Here is a 17,547-nt window from a genome sequence, read left to right as displayed (position 1 = left end):
ACCTGGCCGCAGGCCCGGTCACCGGTCCAGCCGTAGGTCCGGTCGTAGGCCCAATGGAGGAGCCCGGAGCGTCCTGGGCCGGGGGAAACCAAAGTAATGATTTCATGACAAATCATGCCGGATCGATGTCTCATTAAGGCGTCCATTATCTGATCGCCCCAGGGAAGGCCCCCCTTACTCCCTACGATGGACATGGGACAAGCGGTCCGCACGACACGTCCCGGGCCCTGCCTCCGGCGGGGACGCCGTACCCCTCGAGGGAGGTCCGAAGCAGTGACGAGCCAGGTCAGTAGCCCAGCCGAGCAGGCCGACGGAACGCTTGTCGGGGAGCAGCGCACATCCGGCGACGGCAGCGGAGACAAGGAAGTCCGCCGGCTGGACCGGGTCATCATCCGGTTCGCGGGTGACTCCGGTGACGGTATGCAGCTCACGGGCGACCGGTTCACGTCCGAGACGGCGTCGTTCGGGAACGACCTGTCCACACTGCCGAATTTCCCTGCCGAGATCCGTGCGCCCGCCGGCACCCTGCCGGGCGTCTCCAGCTTCCAGCTGCACTTCGCCGACCACGACATCCTCACCCCCGGCGACGCGCCGAACGTCCTCGTGGCGATGAACCCGGCGGCCCTGAAGGCGAATCTCGCGGATGTGCCGCGGGGCGCGGACATCATCGTGAACACCGACGAGTTCACCAAGCGCCCGATGGCGAAGGTGGGGTACGCGACCAATCCGCTGGAGGACGGGTCGCTGGAGGCGTACAGCGTCCATCCGGTGCCGCTGACGACGCTCACGATCGAGGCGCTCAAGGAGTTCGGGCTGTCCCGGAAGGAGGCCGAGCGCAGCAAGAACATGTTCGCGCTGGGCCTGCTGTCATGGATGTACCACCGCCCGACGGAGGGCACCGAGAAGTTCCTGCGGACGAAGTTCGCGAAGAAGCCGGATATCGCGGAGGCGAACGTCACGGCGTTCCGGGCGGGCTGGAATTTCGGGGAGACGACGGAGGATTTCGCCGTCTCGTACGAGGTCGCACCCGCCACCAAGGCCTTCCCGACCGGTACATACCGCAACATCTCGGGCAATCTCGCGCTGTCGTACGGCCTGGTCGCGGCCGGCCAACAGGCCGATCTGCCGGTCTACCTGGGCTCGTACCCGATCACCCCGGCGTCCGACATCCTGCACGAGCTGTCCAAGCACAAGAACTTCGGCGTGCGGACGTTCCAGGCGGAGGACGAGATCGCGGCCATCGGGGCGGCGCTGGGCGCCGCGTTCGGCGGACAGCTCGCGGTCACCACGACGTCCGGCCCCGGTGTCGCGCTGAAGTCGGAGACCATCGGGCTCGCGGTGTCGCTGGAGCTGCCGCTGCTCGTGGTCGCCATCCAGCGCGGCGGCCCCTCGACGGGCCTGCCGACCAAGACCGAGCAGGCCGACCTGCTGCAGGCGATGTACGGGCGCAACGGCGAGGCGCCGGTGCCGGTCGTGGCGCCGAAGACGCCCGCCGACTGCTTCGACGCGGCACTGGACGCGGCCCGCATCGCGCTCACGTACCGCACCCCGGTCTTCCTGCTGTCCGACGGCTACCTGGCCAACGGCTCCGAGCCGTGGCGGATCCCTGACCTCGACGAACTCCCCGACCTGCGCGTCCAGTTCGCCTCCGGCCCCAACCACCAGCTGGCGGACGGCACCGAGGTGTTCTGGCCGTACAAGCGGGACGAGCAGACCCTGGCCCGCCCCTGGGCGGTGCCGGGCACGCCGGGCCTGGAGCACCGCATCGGCGGCATCGAGAAGCAGGACGGCACGGGCAACATCTCCTACGACCCCGCCAACCACGACTTCATGGTCCGCACCCGCCAGGCGAAGATCGACGGCATCGAGGTCCCTGACGTCGAGGTCGACGACCCCGCCGGCGAGACCGGCGAAGGCGCCAACACCCTGGTTCTGGGCTGGGGTTCGACGTACGGCCCGATCACCGCTGCGGTACGGCGCGTACGGGGCGCAGGGGAGCGCATCGCGCAGGCCCATCTGCGCCACCTCAACCCCTTCCCGGGGAATCTCGGCGAGGTCCTGGCGCGTTACGACAAGGTGATCGTGCCGGAGATGAACCTCGGACAGCTCTCCACCCTGCTGCGCGCCAAGTACCTCGTGGACGCGCGGTCGCACACCCAGGTCAGCGGAATGCCGTTCAAGGCCGAGCAGCTCGCGGAGGTCTTTAAGGAGGCCATCAATGACTGAGACGATCTCGGAGAGGTCCTCGCAGATCGAGTCTCTCTCCCTGGTTCCCAAGGCCGACGCCAAGCAGTCCATGAAGGACTTCAAGTCCGATCAGGAAGTGCGCTGGTGCCCCGGCTGCGGTGACTACGCCGTCCTCGCCGCCGTGCAGGGCTTCATGCCCGAGCTCGGCCTGGCGAAGGAGAACATCGTCTTCGTCTCCGGTATCGGCTGCTCCTCCCGCTTCCCGTACTACATGAACACCTACGGGATGCACTCCATCCACGGCCGCGCCCCGGCCATCGCCACCGGGCTGGCGTCCTCGCGGCGTGACCTGTCCGTATGGGTCGTCACCGGGGACGGCGACGCACTGTCCATCGGCGGCAACCACCTGATCCACGCCCTGCGCCGCAACGTCAACCTCAAGATCCTGCTGTTCAACAACCGGATCTACGGCCTGACCAAGGGCCAGTACAGCCCCACCTCCGAGGTCGGCAAGATCACCAAGTCGACGCCGATGGGCTCGCTGGACGCGCCCTTCAACCCGGTCTCGCTGGCGCTAGGCGCCGAGGCGTCCTTCGTGGCCCGTACGGTCGACTCCGACCGCAAGCACCTCACCTCGGTGCTGCGCGAGGCCGCCGCCCACCCCGGCACCGCGCTGGTGGAGATCTACCAGAACTGCAACATCTTCAACGACGGCGCCTTCGAGGTCCTCAAGGACAAGGAGAAGGCCGAGGAGGCCGTCATCCGCCTGGAGCACGGCCAGCCGATCCGCTTCGGGGCGCTCGCCCCGGACGGCTTCGGATCCAAGGGCGTCATCCGCGACCCGGCCACCGGCGACCTCAAGGTCATCGACGTCCGCGAGGAGGGCACGGGCGGTGTGCTGGTGCACGACGCACACAACCCCTCCCCCACCACGGCCTTCGCCCTCTCCCGCCTCGCCGACGCCGACACCCTGCACCACACCCCCATCGGCGTGCTGCGCAGCGTCGACCGGCCGGTCTACGACACGCTGATGTCCGACCAGCTGGACGCCGCCATCGAGCAGAAGGGCAAGGGCGACCTCGCCTCCCTGCTGGCCGGCAACGACACCTGGACGGTGGTCGGCTGACCGGCTGACCCACCATCGGGGCGGGTGTTCCGCGAGTGCCGCACGGCGCTCCCGGAGCACCCGCTTTCGTCTGCGGGCAAGCGGGCACCCCGGCGGTCGGGCGGCGGTCGCGGGCGCGGCGACGACCGGCGGTGGCCGTACACCGGCCGCGCCTCGATGCCGGTGCGCCCTGGGCTGCCTGGCGCGTCCGCTGCGGGTGCACGGCGCCGGTGCCATGCTGACGGGCGAGGGGCGAACACAGGCCGAAAGGTGAGGTACCGAGCAGCTATACATCCGTCATAGACATTTGTGTAGACGGCCGTTCGGCACAGAGGTACCGTCGCGATGCCCGCAGTCAGCTGCCGACGGCAGCTGCGCCCACAGGAGGTCACGCATGAGCATCGTCGTCACCGGCGCCACCGGAGCACTCGGCCGCCTCGTCATCGGGGCGCTGCTGGAACGGACCCGGCCGGACGACATCGTCGCCGTCGCACGTGACCGGGCCAAGGCGGCGGAGCTGGCGGCGCGCGGCGTCGAGGTGCGGATCGCCGATTACAGCAGGCCCGAGACGCTGGAAGGCGTCTTCGCGGCCGGCGACCGGGTGCTGTTCATCTCCGGGAACGAAGCGGGGCGGCGCCTGGCACAACACCGGGCCGTCATCGACGCCGGCCGCGAGGCGCACATCGCGCTGCTCGCGTACACCAGCGTGCTGGGCGGCCCGACCGCCACCTTCTCCATCGCGGAGGAACACCTCGCCACCGAGCAGGCGTTGCTCGCGTCCGGCGTGCCGTACTGCCTGCTGCGCAACGGCTGGTACCACGAGAACTACACCGGGGCGCTGCCGCTCACCCTGAAGACGGGCACGGTGGTCGGCAGTGCGGGCGAGGGCCGGGTGGCCACCGCGGCGCGCCGCGACTACGCGGAAGCGGCGGCCGTGATCCTCACCGGTGAGGGCCGGCCCGCGGCCGGCGATGCCGGTACGGGCCACGCCGGGGCCGGGCACGCCGTTACGGGGCACGAGAACTCCGTGTACGAGTTGAGCGGCGACACCGCATGGTCCATGGCCGAGTACGCGGCCGAGGTGTCGCGGCAGACCGGCCGGAAGATCTCGTACCAGGATCTGCCGAAGGACCGGTATGTGGCGCTGCTGGTCGAGGCCGGAGTGCCCGCGCTGGGCGCCGAGATGGTGGCCGACGCCGATGCCGGGATCGCCCGCGGCGAACTGGATGCGACCCCCGGCGATCTCTCCCGGCTCCTCGGCCGCCCGACCACGCCGATCGCCGACGCCATCGCGGACGCACTGAAGGACCTGCCGGCGGGCGGCTGACGCACCCGCTCCCCGCCTCCCGCGGTCTCCCCGCCCCCGCGGCCGCCACCCCTCACCCAGCCACCCCTCACCTGCTGTCATGACCGTATGTCGGAACGGGCATGACACACGCGGCGTGCGGCGCTACCTTCGCAGGGTCGACGCACCACCAGGAGGGCCCCTTGCAGTCACCAAGCGATCAGCGCACCGGCCTCGCCTACGGCTTCGCCGCGTACGGCATGTGGGGGCTGCTCCCTCTCTACTGGCATCTGCTGGATGCCACCTCCCCGTCCGAGATCCTGGCCCACCGCATGGTGTGGTCGCTGCCCGTCGCCGTCGTCATCCTGGCGGTACTGCGGCGCTGGTCATGGATACGTCCGCTGCTGCGGCAGCCCAGGCGCCTCGGACTGATCCTGGTCTGCGCCGTGATCATCTCGGTGAACTGGTTTCTCTACATCTGGGCGGTGAACTCCGGGCATGTCCTGGAGGCCTCGCTCGGCTACTTCATCAACCCGCTGGTCAGCATCGCCTTCGGCGTGCTGGTGCTGCGCGAGCGGCTGCGTCCGCTGCAGTGGACGGCGGTGGGCGTCGGCGCCCTCGCCGTCGTCGTGATGACCGTCGCCTACGGCAAAGTGCCGTGGATCGCGCTCGGCCTCGCGTTCTCCTTCGCGACGTACGGGCTGGTCAAGAAGGGCATCAAGCTCGACGGCATCGACGGCTTCAGCGCGGAGACCGCCATCCAGGTGCTGCCCGCGCTGGGCTTCTTGCTCTTCCTCGGTGCGCGGGGCGAATCCAGCTTCGTCACCGGCGGGGTGGGGTCGGCGCTGCTGCTCGCGGGCTGCGGAATCGCGACCGCGGTGCCGCTGATCTGCTTCGGCGCCTCCGCCGTACGGCTCCCGCTGACGACGATCGGGATGATGCAGTATCTGGCGCCGACCTTCCAGTTCGTACTGGGGCTCACGGTCTTCCACGAGGCGATGCCGCCCGAGCGCTGGGCCGGTTTCGTGCTGGTGTGGCTGGCGTTGGTGGTGCTGACCTGGGACGCGCTGCGAACCGCGCGACGGGGGCGGGCGGCGCTCGCCGACGCCGGTGCGCGGGCGGGCGAGGCGGCCGTGGAAGCGGCGGTCGCCGAGGCGGCGGCCGTGAAGGCCGCGGTACGCGAGGCCCCGGACACGGACCTGGGGCCGACGGCCGGCTCGGCCAAGCCCTGACGGTCGGAGCCTTGACGGCCGGCCGGCCGCCTCAGGCCGTGATGTCGCGCGTCGTGAAGCGTGCCCACGCCGCCGAGCCGAAGACCACCGCGTACAGCGCCTGAAGGCCGAGGTTCTTCTGCACCTGATCCCAGTAGACCGGATCGCGCAGCAGGTCGGCGAAGGACAGCCAGTAGTGCGGGAAGAGGTACGGCTGGATGGCGTCCAGCTGCGGGATCGTGTCCAGGATCTGCACCGTGATCAACAGGCCGACGGTGGTGGCCATCGCCGCGATACCGCTGTTGGTGAGCGTCGATATGAACAGCCCGACGGCGGCCACCCCGATGAGGGACAGCGCCACCACCCCCGCGATGGCCAGCGCCCGCAGCAGCCCCTCGCCGAAGGACACGGTGGTGCCGGAGAGCAGGGTGACCTCGCCCAGGGGGAAGAGCAGCGCGCCCGTCACGAGCGCGGAGAGCGCCACCACCAAGGTGCCGACCAGGCAGAACGTCATGGTCGTCGCGTACTTGACCAGCAGCAGGCGGGTACGGCCGGCAGGGGCCACGAGGAGGTAGCGCAGCGTCCCGGCATTGGCCTCGCCGGCGAGGGAGTCCCCCGCGATCACCCCGATGGACATCGGGAGGAAGAACGGCAGTGTCGCGGCGAGTGAAGTGAACACCAGGAAAAGGCCGTTGTGGGTGATCTGCGAGAGGAACGCCGGGCCGCCCTCGCCTCCGCCGCCCCCGGCCGATCCGCCGTCGCCGGTCTCGATCTTCACGGCGATACCGACCAGGACCGGTACGCCCGCGAGCACCGCCAACAGCGCGAGAGTGCGCCACCGCCGGAAGGTCGTCCCGATCTCACTGCGCAGCAGCCCCAGCGACCACAGCGGGCGGGGGCGGGACGGGGGGTGAGGCCGGGTGTGGGGGTGGGGATGGGGATGGGGGTGGTCCCGGAGGCGGCCGGGCGGGGTCTCGGCGGGTGGCACGGCGTGTGTCTCCGCGCGCGCCTCGGTGTGCGGCCCAGCGGGCGGCTCGCTGGACCGAGGCACGGCGGGCGGCTCGCTGGACGGTGGCACGGCGTCAGCCTGCGACATCGAAGCCCTCCCCGGTCAGATGCACGAAGACGTCCTCCAGGGAGGCGCGTTCGGTGCCGAAGGCGCGGACGCGGACCTCGGCGCGGACGAGTGCGGCGTTCAGATCCGCGAGCTCCAGGGGCGCAGTTGCGTGGCTGCCGGGCTCCCGGCGCTCCGGCGGTCCGGTGGGCAGCTCGCCCGTCACCCGGTCACCGGTGACCTGCAGGTCGGTCACGCCGTGCTCCTTCAGGACGCGGACCGCCTCGTGCGTGTCGGGAGTCGTCACCGTCAGCCTGCCGCGGCCGCGCGAGTCCAGCACGGTGGCGGAGAGGTCGGCGACCGTGCCCTGGGTGATCAAACGGCCGCGGGCCATCACCGCGGCGTGCGTACAGACCTGTTCGATCTCGTCGAGGAGGTGCGAGGAGAGGAAGACGGTGGTGCCGTCCGCGGCCAGCTCCCGCACCAGGGAGCGGATTTCCCGCATCCCCTGGGGGTCGAGGCCATTGGTCGGTTCGTCAAGAACCAGCAGCTCACGGGGCTGGAGCAGAGCCGCGGCCAGCCCGAGGCGCTGCTTCATGCCGAGGGAGTAGGCGCGCGCCTTCTTGCCGGCCGCGGCCGCCAGGCCCACCCGCTCCAGCGCGCGGCCGACCCGCTCGGCACGGCTGCGGGGGTCGGCGGCCGGATCGGCGGCGTCGAAGCGCAGCAGATTGTCGCGGCCGCTGAGGAAGCCGTAGAGGGCCGGGCCCTCTATCAGGGCACCGACCCGGGGGAGCACCCGGCGGCCCGCTTTGGGCATGGGCTCGCCGAGCACCCGCGCGCTGCCGGCGGTCGGTTCGATCAGTCCCATCAGCATGCGGATGGTGGTGGTCTTGCCGGAGCCGTTGGGGCCGAGGAAGCCGAAGACGCTGCCGCGCGGTACGGCCAGATCCAGGCCGTCGACGGCGAGCTGGCCGCCGCGGTAGGCCTTGGTCAGCCCTCGGGTCTCGATCACCCGGTCCCCGGCGGACGGCTGTGACATCGGCTCCCCCAACGTCGTGACGCGCGATCTGTGACGTGACCTGCAAGGTGTGACGTGATGCGTGGTGTCTGCGTGACGTGATGCGTGAGGTGGCGGGCGGGTTGAGGGAGGCGCCGCGCCCCGGACGGAGGCGCGGCGGTCCCTCGGGTGGTGCGGTGGCCCAGCGGCCACGGCCTGGGCGCTGCCGTGGCCACTGTCCCGATGCGCCGCCGGCTACTTGGCGGCGTTGGCGGCGTCGATCAGGGTCTGCTTGTCGACCGCGCCGGCGTAGACCGTGCCGTGGTCCGTCATCAGGACATTGACCAGGCGGGTGCTGAAGACCCGGCCGGAACCGAAGGAACCGGTCACCTTGTCGCCGATGCTGTCCAGGAAGCCGGCGGCGTCGCCACCGGCACCGTCGGCCTTGCCGGAGGGCAGACCGGAGCCGGCGCCCTTGATCGTGGCGATCGACGTCCAGCCCTTGCCGATGATGTTCAGTCCGCCGGCGCCCTTGAGGTCCTTCGCGCCCTTCGCGTCCTTCAGGCCCTTGAGGTCCTTCAGGTCCTTGCCGGGGTGGAGGCCCTCGGCTCCCTTGGGGGCCTTCGCGCGCTGCTTGTCGCCGTCGACGACCTTGGCGCCCTTGGGCGGGGTGAAGGCGAACGTGCTCGCGGCGGGCTTGGCGAAGTCGACGTCGGTATAGCCCACGTCGACAGCGGCGGCGCCACCGCTCTTGGGCGTCAGCGTGAACTTCAGCGGCACGCCGTTGTCGGCGTCCACCGAGACCCGGATCGAGCCGATCGTCGAACCGGACTGCTTGGGCTTGATGACGAGTTGGTAGGCGTCCTGCCCGGCGACCTTGGCCGTCCCGTCGACGGTGACCGAGGTGGTGTCTCCCGCCGCCTTCAGGGCCTCCTTGGCGAGGTCCTGCGGGGTGGCGTCCTTCAGGGCCTTCGGGAGGCCCTTGGGCATGTCGTGGGTCTTGCCCGCCTCGGCGCGGCCGCCCGCCTTGGAGTGGATGGCGGTGTTGCTGCCGCTGTCGTAGGCCCAGACCTCGCCGCCGTTGTGGATCAGGCTGTATTCGGCGGCCTTGTCGACGATCGACACACGCTGCTTGTCGGGGCCGTCGGCGGCGACGTGCAAGGTGTGCTCGCCGGAGGCCAGCTCCATCAGCTTGCTCTGCGGGGACGCGGCGTCCGCGCCCTTCTCGCGGCCGGCCTGGCCGCCGCCGAGGGCGCCGGCGCCGCCCGGCAGGGACGGCAGGCCGAGGTCCGTGCTGACCCGGACCGTGCCGGACAGCTGCTGGGCGTCGGATTTCGCCATCTTGGCTATCAGGTCCTGGGCCGAGATCTCCGGCAGGTCGGGCGAACCGGAGCCGGCGAATGCCGGGACCAGCCCGATCGTCGCCGCCGCGATCCCCGCCACTGCGACCGGCACGGCGTACCGCACGGCCTTACGGCGTCGCGGCGAACGCCCCCCGTCCCATCCGTCGCCGGCAGTACCGATGCCGTCTGTCGGTTCGTTCAGTGGCATGTGCCTTACCTCCGTCGTATGCGGCGGTTCTGCGCTGTGCACTCGCCCACCCCTCGGGCTCATTGTGACCCCGTCCGCCGTGTTGTGGTGATTCCCATCCCATCAAACCGACGGACGCAAAACGTCAGCCCGCGGGAGCAACTGCTCCTACTGCTGAGGTATGACGCCCGGTCACCGAACCCTGGCACCCGTATGGCGAGAGTCCGCTCTTCCCCTAGGGGTCGGAAAGGGGCGCTCGGAAAGCGGCGCCCGGATGGGCGCGACGGGACCGCACGACGGCATGGGCGACGCGGTCGGGTGGCGTGTCCGGGTGGTGGCCGGGCGACGCCGCCGAGTGGAGCGCGGCCGGGCGACGCGGTCGAGGGGCGCGGTCGAGTGGCGTGCTCGGCCGGCGGGATCGAGGGACACGCTCGGGTGACGCGCTCGGGCGGCAGTGACCGGCCGGGACGGGATCCAGTGACGGGCCGGGGCGAAGTGACCGGCCGACGAGACCGAGCGACGGGCCGGGGCACAGCGACCGGCCGACGGACCGACGGACCGACGGACCGGGTGATCCGATCAGGCGACTAGACCGCGTGACCCGATGAGACAGCGACCTGATCAGACAGCCGCCCGATCAGGCAGTCATCCGATCCGGTAGCCCGCGGACGGACCGGCCCGCTCCCTCTGACGCGGACCCGCTCATCCCGCGCGGTGCACCACCGCGTCGCACAGGCCCTCCAGGGCCGCCTTGGCCGTGCACTCCGGCAGCGGCGCCAGCGTCGCACGGGCCTCTTCCGCGTAGCGGACGGTGTCGCGGCGGGCCTGCTCCAGCGCCGGGTGGGCGCGCAGCCGGGCCAGCGCGTCGGCGTGCCGGGCGTCGTCGGTGAGGTCGCCGGCCAGCAGGTCGCACAGCGCGCGGTCCTCGGCGGTGCCGGATTCGCCCTCGGCCTGGGCGCGCAGGTGCAGTACGGGGAGCGTGGGGACGCCTTCGCGCAGGTCGGTGCCGGGCGTCTTGCCGGACTCGTGCGAGTCGCTGGCGATGTCCAGAACGTCGTCCGCCAGCTGGAACGCGGTGCCGAGCCGCTCGCCGTACTGGGTGAGGATGTTGACGGTCGACTCGTCGGCGCCCGACATCATGGCGCCGAAGCGGCCCGCGACGGCGACCAGCGAGCCGGTCTTGCCGGCGAGGACGTCCAGATAGTGGTCGATGGGGTCACGGCCGTCGCGTGGGCCCGCGGTCTCCAGGATCTGGCCGGTCACCAGGCGTTCGAACGCCTCGGCCTGGATCCGGACCGCTTCGGGGCCGAGGTCGGCGAGGATGTGCGAGGCGCGGGCGAAGAGGAAGTCGCCGGTCAGCACGGCCAGGGAGTTGCCCCAGCGGGCGTTGGCGCTGGCCACGCCGCGGCGCACATCGGCTTCGTCCATCACGTCGTCGTGGTAGAGCGTCGCGAGGTGCGTCAGCTCCACGACGACCGCCGACGGCACCACACCGGGCGTGTACGGATCACCGAACTGGGCGGCGAGCATCACCAGCAGCGGCCGGAAGCGCTTGCCTCCCGCGCGGACGAGATGCTGCGCGGCTTCGGTGATGAACGGCACGTCGCTTTTGGTGGCCTCCAGCAGGCCCTCCTCGACAGCCGCCAACCCGGCCTGGACATCGGCCTCAAGAGCCTTGTCCCGCACGCTCAGCCCGAAGGGCCCGACGACGGTCACGAGGGGTACTCCTGTCTGCTGACGATCAAACGGAATGTCGATCTGTCGCTGTCTCCACCGTTGGCCAGCGTATCCGGTCGCACTTCGATCACCGTGAGCGCCCGCCCCCCGAACCACCCCGGAAGCGCGCCGATACCACGACCGACATATCCCTTATCGCCCATTGGAGGCCATTTGCCGCTAACGGGAGCCGTCACCGCGACGGCCCGAAGCGGGCACGGAAATCCGCCCCGGTCCCTGGTCCCTGGTCCCAGGTTCCTGGTTCCTGGTCCCAGGTTCCTAACGGGAGAACCGACCGGCGCTCCGCCCGAATCTCCGCCCGAGCCTCTTGCCTGGACTTCTCCGGCTGAACTTCCAGCAGAACTTCTCGCAGAACTTCTCGGAGTGCTTCTCGCAGGAACTCTGGCTGAGTCTCCGCCCGAACCTCCGACTGGGCCTTCGACTGGACCCCGGACTGAGCCTCCGATCGGGGAACGGGGTGTCCGCGAGGATCATTCCTGCCTCCCCGTCCGGGCGTCCACCCCTCTCCCCTCCCCTGCCCTTTTCACCGCCCTTCTTGCGCCACCCTCCGCCCCCGACTCCTCCCTCCCCCACGCCTCCTCCGCCCCCTCCGCCTCACCCGTATGTCCGCGCCACCGCCCGTGCCAACCGCGGGGCGGCGAATTCCGTACCGCACACGAACCGCATCACCGGCCCGAACGACGCGGCCGCCGACAGGCCCGTGAAATACAGCCCCGGCACGGACGAGCCGAAGCCGGCGTCCAGCAGTGGCCCGCCCGCCCGCACCGCGATCTCCGTACGCAGGCCCTGATCCAGGAAGTCCAGGGCTGCCAGGTCCATCCGGTAGCCGGTCGCGGCGAGCACATGGTCGGCGGCGAGTTCACCGCCCTGGCCGTCCTCGCCGCGCAGCGCCAGCACCGGACGGCCGTCCCGTACCCGGGCCCGTACGATCCGCCGCCCCTCGGTCACCTGCACCCGGCCCACGAAGCGGTCCCGCAGCCACCACGCGCCCAACGGGCCGAGCACCCGCCGCACCAGGAACCGCCGTGTGGGCACCGGCAGATGACGGAACGACCCCGCGTGACGCGTCAGCGCGTACAGCGACCAGGCGTTGCCGAACGGCGAACGCGGCCGGAAATGGGGCTGGCGGTCCGGGGGCGCCCCGAAGCCCACCGCCGACCGCCCGCGTGCCACCACCCGGACCGACGCCGCGCCTGACTCCGCCAGCAGCACCGCGCTCTCCAGCGCCGACTGCCCGGCGCCGACCACCACGACGTCCTTGCCGGCCAGAGCGGAAAGGTCGTGGTGCTGCGAACTGTGCGAGACGGGCCCGGCGGCGGACGGCCCGTCCGGGATGGCGGCGGCCAATTCGGGCGGCAGCTGCGCGATCCCGCTCAGCCCGGTGGCGACGACCACCGCCCGCGCACCGACCTGCTCGCCGCTGCCCAGTTTCAGCTCGAAACCGTCGGCGACACGGTCGACGGACGCCACCCGCACCCGCTCCAGTTCCGGAACAAGTCGCTCCTGAAGCCACTGTCCATACCTGACGAACGTCTCGACGGGGATGAGGTCCCAGTCGGACTCGTAGCGGCCCTCCCCTGTGTGCGTGCAGTAGTCACCGAGGGTGTGCCCGGCCTGCGGGGTGTCGATGGACGACGCCGCGGGCGTCGACTTCAGCAACATGCCCGCGGGCATGTTCTCGCGCCAGCTCACCATCGGCTGCCCGAAGACCCGCACCGGCACACCGCGCGCCCGAAGATGCGCGGCCACCGACAGGCCATACGGACCGGCCCCGATGACTGCTACGGGAGTGCCCAACGTGATTCCTTCCCAAGGTTGTTGATCAGCCGACGGACAGCTGCTCAGCGAAGACCCGCTGACCGGCGAAGAAACGGCCGCTCCACTGGACGGGAGCTCGCTCCGCCGGACAGGGGACGAACGGTCGATACGCCGGACGGGCACAAGTGGTCACTCCGCCGGACGGGCACAAGTGGTCACTCCGCCGGACGGGCACAAGTGGTCGCTCCGTCGGACGGGGAGGCGCCGTTGATCGCGCCCCGCCGGAGGGGCAGCGACCGGGTCGACGGGGCGACGGGGTCGGCATGCGCGCGCATCTGTACGTGCGCGTAGGCGAGAAGCGCCGGTTCACGACTGCGTCGCGCCCGCGCGGCGGCCCTCCCTCCGCAGCTGCACCAGATGGCGCACGCCCGGCCCCACGCTGCGCGCAAGCATCGTGAAGAAGGGCAACGGATCGTCGCCCGCGAACCAGGCCAGCTCCGTACCGGCTGTACGCGGCGCCGCCCCGGAGGAGGACCCGCCGTCCGGAGGGGGCCTGCGGTACGGAGTCGCACGTCGCGGACCCGTCCGGCCGGCGCTGCGCCGATAGGCGAGGAGCGCGGGCAGGTCGATGTTCTCGACGACGAAACGATGTCCGGCCAGCTGCTCTCCCGCGGGGACGGTCCGCCCGGTGAGATCCAGATGCTGGGCCCGGATGACATCGACTCCCGCAGTGTTCTCGAAGAGCCGGAACTGGGCGCCCATACGGGGGTTGAAGTCCAACAGCTTGTACAGGCCGTCACGGCGGTCGAACCGCCAGTCCAGATCGGCGGTCCCGGTGAAGCCGATCCGTTGGATGAACCGGGCCGTCATCCGGGCAAGTTCGGGATTCCCGGCCACGTACGCACACGCCGTCATCCCCGCGTACGGCGGCCACGAGCGCACCTTGACGCCCGTGAACAGGGCGAGCGGGGCGCTCTGCGCGTCGAAGCAGCCGTGCACGATCCAGTCCTCGGCCTCCTCCTGCGGCAGATACTCCTGCAGGATCACGCCCGGCCGCGGCCCCCAGTCCCGCGCCAGGTCGAGCAGTTGGGCCGGGCCGGCAATCCGCGTCGTTCCGGAGACCGCCGGGCTGCGGCGCCGGAGGAATGCCTCGCGATTCTTCGCCACCACCGGGAAGCGGGCCTGTCCCGCATACGCCTCGATGTCCGCGTACGAGCCGGGGAAAGCGGCGGCGGGCGAGGGCACGCCGTGTTCGACGCACAGCTCGTGAAGCCCCTGCTTGCTGGCCAGCCGGCGCGGCAGGTCCGCCGCGACCCGGGGCAGCAGGAACGATCCGGCCAGCGCCCCGGCATGCTCGGCGATCAGCACGGCCGCTTCCTCGTCGGTCGGGACCAGCACCGTCGGCCGACCGATCCGCCGCCCGATCCGCAGCAGACCCTCCACCAGCCGGCCCGGCTCCTCGCGCCCTGTGGTCGGCCACACGAAGCGGCCGCTGAGGTAGCGGGAGGTCGCCGCCGGCGTGCAACGGTCCTCGGTGACGGCGTACATGGGTACGCCGAGCCGGCCCAGACTGCGGATCGCCCCTACCCCGCCGTGATGCAGCGGATAGTCACCGATCTTCACGATCAGCCCCGGAACGCTCCGGTCGATCGCAAGCCGTGCGCCACTGCGAGCCACCTGTCCCCCCAACGGCGACGGCCCCACTCAGGTCCGTGCCCGGGAGGGACGCTAGGCCCGAATTGCGTAGTGCGACAAGGCTTTTCCGGACATTGTGAAGAATTGGGGGAGGAGAGGGGGTCGGGGAGAGGAGAGCGAGAGGGGAGAAACGGAGAGGAAGGGGAGCAGGAGGGAAACGGGAGGAGAGCGGGAGGAGAGGCTGGGCAGGGCGGAGGTCGTGTGCCACGCGGGGTGGCGGGGGCTGGGGCGTTGGGGGCTGGGGTGCTGGGGCGTTGGGGTGCTGGGGCGTTGGGCGTTGGGGTGCCGGGGGCGTCGTCGCGGGGGTTCAGCAGACGGGCGGGACGGGCGGTGCGGCGGTGCGGCGGTGCGGCGGTGCGGCGGTGCGGCGGTGCGGCGGTGCGGCGGTGCGGCGGTGGGAGCGGACCCCGCCGGACGGTGCGAGTACCGGCCGGGCGACCGCCGGTAGACCACCGCCCGGCCGCCGCCCGACCTCCGGCCGTTCGCCTGCCGGCTCCTGCCACCGCATGCCGCCCCATGCCGCCCGCGTCCCCACCGCCTCCGGACCGCCACCACCTCCGCCACCACCTCCCGATCGCCTCCCGATCGCCTCCCGGCCGATGAGTTATCCACAGGCCCGACCACTGATCGCCGCCCGGCCGTACTCTGATCGACAGACCCACCGGCCCACCGCCGAACGGCCCACGGACCCCACCGGCCCACCCGGCTGGCGACCCCGGCCGCCCACCGGCGAGACGAACGCGAGGAGCTGTCCATGCCCGACCAGCGTCCGGAGCACAGCGCGGAGCAGAGCCCGTTCGAGCTGGCGGAAGGCGATCCCTTCGGCCCGCACACCCTCCCCTACGGCGTCTTCAGTACGGCCGACGAGCCCGCCCGGCGCCGCATCGGCGTCCGCCTCGGCCACCACGTCCTCGACGTCGGCGCCCTGCCCGCCGCCGTCCGGCCGCCGCATGCCGAGCTGCTCGGCGCCCCGACCCTCAACCCGCTGCTGGCCGCCGGCCGCCCCGTCTGGCGAGAGGTCCGCGCGGCCCTGCACACCGCCGTGACGGACCCCGCGCACCGCGCGGAGGTCGCCCCGCTGCTCCACCCCCTGGCCGATGTCACCCTGCACCTCCCCTTCGAGGTCGCGGACTACGTCGACTTCTACGCCAGCGAACACCACGCCACAAACGTCGGCCGCATCTTCCGCCCCGACAGCGCGGCCCTCACCCCCAACTGGAAGCATCTGCCGATCGGCTACCACGGCCGGTCCGGCACCGTTGTCGTCACCGGCACCCCGGTGGTACGCCCCAACGGCCAGCGCAAGGCCCCCGCGGACGCCGCGCCGTCCTTCGGCCCGTCCGCCCGCCTGGACATCGAGGCCGAGGTCGGCTTCGTCGTCGGCGCCGGATCGGCACCGAACGAACCGGTCGGCCTCAACAGCTTCCGCGACCACGTCTTCGGCGTCTGCCTCGTCAACGACTGGTCCGCACGCGACATCCAGGCCTGGGAGTACGTGCCCCTCGGCCCCTTCCTGGGCAAGTCCTTCGCCACGTCCGTCTCCGCCTGGATCACCCCCCTCGACGCCCTGGACGAGGCCCGTACGACGCCGCCCGCCCGGGACTTCCCGCTGCTCCCCTACCTCGACGACTCGGCCGCCGAGCCGGGCGGCATCGACCTGCGCATAGAGGTGACCCTCAACGGCGAGACGATCTCCCGGCCCCCGTTCTCCGCGATGTACTGGACGGCCGCCCAGCAGCTCGCCCACATGACGGTCAACGGCGCCTCGCTGCGCACCGGCGACCTGTTCGCCTCCGGCACCGTCTCGGGGCCGGAGCCCGACCAGCTCGGGTGCCTGCTCGAGGTCACCCAGGGCAAGGGCCCGTACCTCAAGGACGGCGACGAGGTCACCCTCACCGCTTGGGCCCCCGGACCGGACGGTGCCCGCATCGGCCTCGGCGAGGTCACGGGCCGCATCCTGCCCGCGCCGGAGGTTCGGGCAGGCGCCGACGCCACGGGACACCACGCGCCATGACCGGCCCGCCCGCACCTCCGCTGTCCCTGCCCGAGGAACTGCTGCTGCTCTCGCTCGACCGGGCGAGGGGCCGGCCCGTCTGCCAGACCAAGTTCCTGCGGTACGGACTGGCCGGCGCGGCTCTGGCCGACCTGGCGGTGGCCGGGCGCATAGCCGTCGAGCGCGGCGACCGGGTCGTGGTGGTCAATCCGCTGCCGCTGGCCGACCCGGTGCTGACGGGCGCGCTCGCGGCCCTGCCCGACCCGGCCAAGGGCAGCCGCGGCGTCAAGGCACACCGCTGGGTGCGCACGGCAGGCAGATCGGTCCAAGAGCTGTGCCTGCTCCGGCTGCAACAGCGCGGCGCGGTGCGCCGGGAGACGAAGCGGGCCCTGGGCCTGTTTCCGTACGACCGCTATCCGGTCGGCGCGGTGGACCTGACGGAGCCCGCACGCTTCCACTTCCGGGCCGCGGTGGAGGGCGGGCTGGCCGACGGGCGGGCCCGGACGCTCGCCGGCCTGGTCGCGGCCATCGACCTGGACACGAAGCTGTTGCCGGGCAGCGGCTTCCGTCCCACCCGCCGCAGTCTGCGGGGCCTCGCCAAGACGGAGTGGCCCGCACGCTCCGCGTACCACGCCGTCCGGCAGGACAAGGCCTCGGCAGCAAACGCGGGCGGCGGCGGATAGGCAGAGCAGCGGGCTGCCGGCAGCGGGCAGCCGGCAGCCGGCAGCGGGCAGCGGGCAGCGGGACAGAACGGACCCAAAGGCGTCCGGGGGTGGGGTGGGCGGGGGGGGAGGGCCCCGGGGGGGGAGGAGGGGAAGGGGGAAGCCGAGAATGCCGACTTCCGGGCCCCCCCCCCCCCCCCCCCCCCCCCCCCCCCGGCCCCGGCGCGGCCCCCCCCCCCCCCCCACCCCCCCCCCCCCCCCCCCCCCCCCCCCCCCACCCCCCCCCCCCCCCCCCCGCCCCCCCCCCCACCCAACGGCGCTGCGGCACCAACC

At 71.8% G+C, this 17,547-nt stretch carries 12 protein-coding genes; 6 read left to right on the top strand and 6 right to left on the bottom strand.

Annotated elements, in window-relative coordinates:
• Positions 1 to 273: 273 nt before the first annotated feature.
• From ACIRQ7_RS24850 to rarD, 4 genes are all read left to right on the top strand, one after another.
• A complete protein-coding gene (locus ACIRQ7_RS24850; RefSeq protein WP_404264973.1) occupies positions 274 to 2,226 on the top strand; it encodes a 2-oxoacid:acceptor oxidoreductase subunit alpha in 1,953 nt (650 codons plus the stop codon).
• On the top strand, positions 2,219 to 3,313 hold the full coding sequence (locus tag ACIRQ7_RS24845) for a 2-oxoacid:ferredoxin oxidoreductase subunit beta (RefSeq protein WP_403673414.1): 1,095 nt from the start codon (positions 2,219 to 2,221) through the stop codon (positions 3,311 to 3,313). Before ACIRQ7_RS24850 ends, ACIRQ7_RS24845 begins: the two co-directional genes overlap by 8 nt.
• A gap of 373 nt (positions 3,314 to 3,686) precedes the next feature.
• Positions 3,687 to 4,619 (top strand): SDR family oxidoreductase, encoded by a 933-nt coding sequence (locus tag ACIRQ7_RS24840; RefSeq protein ID WP_404264972.1) that lies wholly within the window; start codon positions 3,687 to 3,689, stop codon positions 4,617 to 4,619.
• Positions 4,620 to 4,780: 161 nt separating this feature from the next.
• Positions 4,781 to 5,809 carry an EamA family transporter RarD gene (gene rarD / locus ACIRQ7_RS24835; RefSeq protein WP_404264971.1) on the top strand — a complete coding sequence of 343 codons (1,029 nt, stop codon included), beginning with the start codon at positions 4,781 to 4,783 and terminating at the stop codon, positions 5,807 to 5,809.
• Positions 5,810 to 5,840: 31 nt separating this feature from the next.
• Here rarD and ACIRQ7_RS24830 read toward each other — a convergent pair whose 3' ends face one another.
• From ACIRQ7_RS24830 to ACIRQ7_RS24805, 6 genes are all read right to left on the bottom strand, one after another.
• On the bottom strand, positions 5,841 to 6,776 hold the full coding sequence (locus ACIRQ7_RS24830) for an ABC transporter permease (RefSeq protein WP_404264970.1): 936 nt from the start codon (positions 6,774 to 6,776) through the stop codon (positions 5,841 to 5,843).
• 94 nt (positions 6,777 to 6,870) lie between these two features.
• Positions 6,871 to 7,881, bottom strand: a complete 1,011-nt coding sequence (locus ACIRQ7_RS24825; RefSeq protein ID WP_404264969.1) for an ABC transporter ATP-binding protein — start codon at positions 7,879 to 7,881, stop codon at positions 6,871 to 6,873.
• Between the two features lie 213 nt (positions 7,882 to 8,094).
• Positions 8,095 to 9,390 (bottom strand): outer membrane lipoprotein carrier protein LolA, encoded by a 1,296-nt coding sequence (locus tag ACIRQ7_RS24820; RefSeq protein ID WP_404264968.1) that lies wholly within the window; start codon positions 9,388 to 9,390, stop codon positions 8,095 to 8,097.
• A gap of 681 nt (positions 9,391 to 10,071) precedes the next feature.
• On the bottom strand, positions 10,072 to 11,085 hold the full coding sequence (locus tag ACIRQ7_RS24815) for a polyprenyl synthetase family protein (RefSeq protein ID WP_401474332.1): 1,014 nt from the start codon (positions 11,083 to 11,085) through the stop codon (positions 10,072 to 10,074).
• A 615-nt stretch (positions 11,086 to 11,700) separates the two neighbouring features.
• The gene (locus tag ACIRQ7_RS24810) at positions 11,701 to 12,903 is read right to left on the bottom strand and encodes an FAD-dependent oxidoreductase (RefSeq protein WP_404264967.1); all 1,203 of its coding nucleotides are present in this window, start codon (positions 12,901 to 12,903) and stop codon (positions 11,701 to 11,703) included.
• 327 nt (positions 12,904 to 13,230) lie between these two features.
• Entirely contained in the window at positions 13,231 to 14,541 is a 1,311-nt protein-coding gene (locus ACIRQ7_RS24805) for an ATP-grasp domain-containing protein (RefSeq protein WP_404264966.1), read from the bottom strand.
• Between the two features lie 772 nt (positions 14,542 to 15,313).
• Here ACIRQ7_RS24805 and fahA point away from each other — a divergent pair.
• The gene (fahA, locus tag ACIRQ7_RS24800; RefSeq protein ID WP_404264965.1) at positions 15,314 to 16,573 is read left to right on the top strand and encodes a fumarylacetoacetase; all 1,260 of its coding nucleotides are present in this window, start codon (positions 15,314 to 15,316) and stop codon (positions 16,571 to 16,573) included.
• Positions 16,570 to 17,235: a GPP34 family phosphoprotein gene (locus ACIRQ7_RS24795; protein ID WP_404264964.1), complete on the top strand. Its 666-nt coding sequence runs from the start codon at positions 16,570 to 16,572 to the stop codon at positions 17,233 to 17,235. The genes fahA and ACIRQ7_RS24795 overlap by 4 nt, the downstream gene beginning before the upstream one ends.
• Positions 17,236 to 17,547: the final 312 nt, after the last annotated feature.

Origin of the sequence: Streptomyces sp. NPDC101393, assembly GCF_044767385.1 — a bacterium.
In the GTDB taxonomy this organism is placed as follows: domain Bacteria; phylum Actinomycetota; class Actinomycetes; order Streptomycetales; family Streptomycetaceae; genus Streptomyces.
This window is presented reverse-complemented; position numbering and strand designations above follow the sequence as displayed.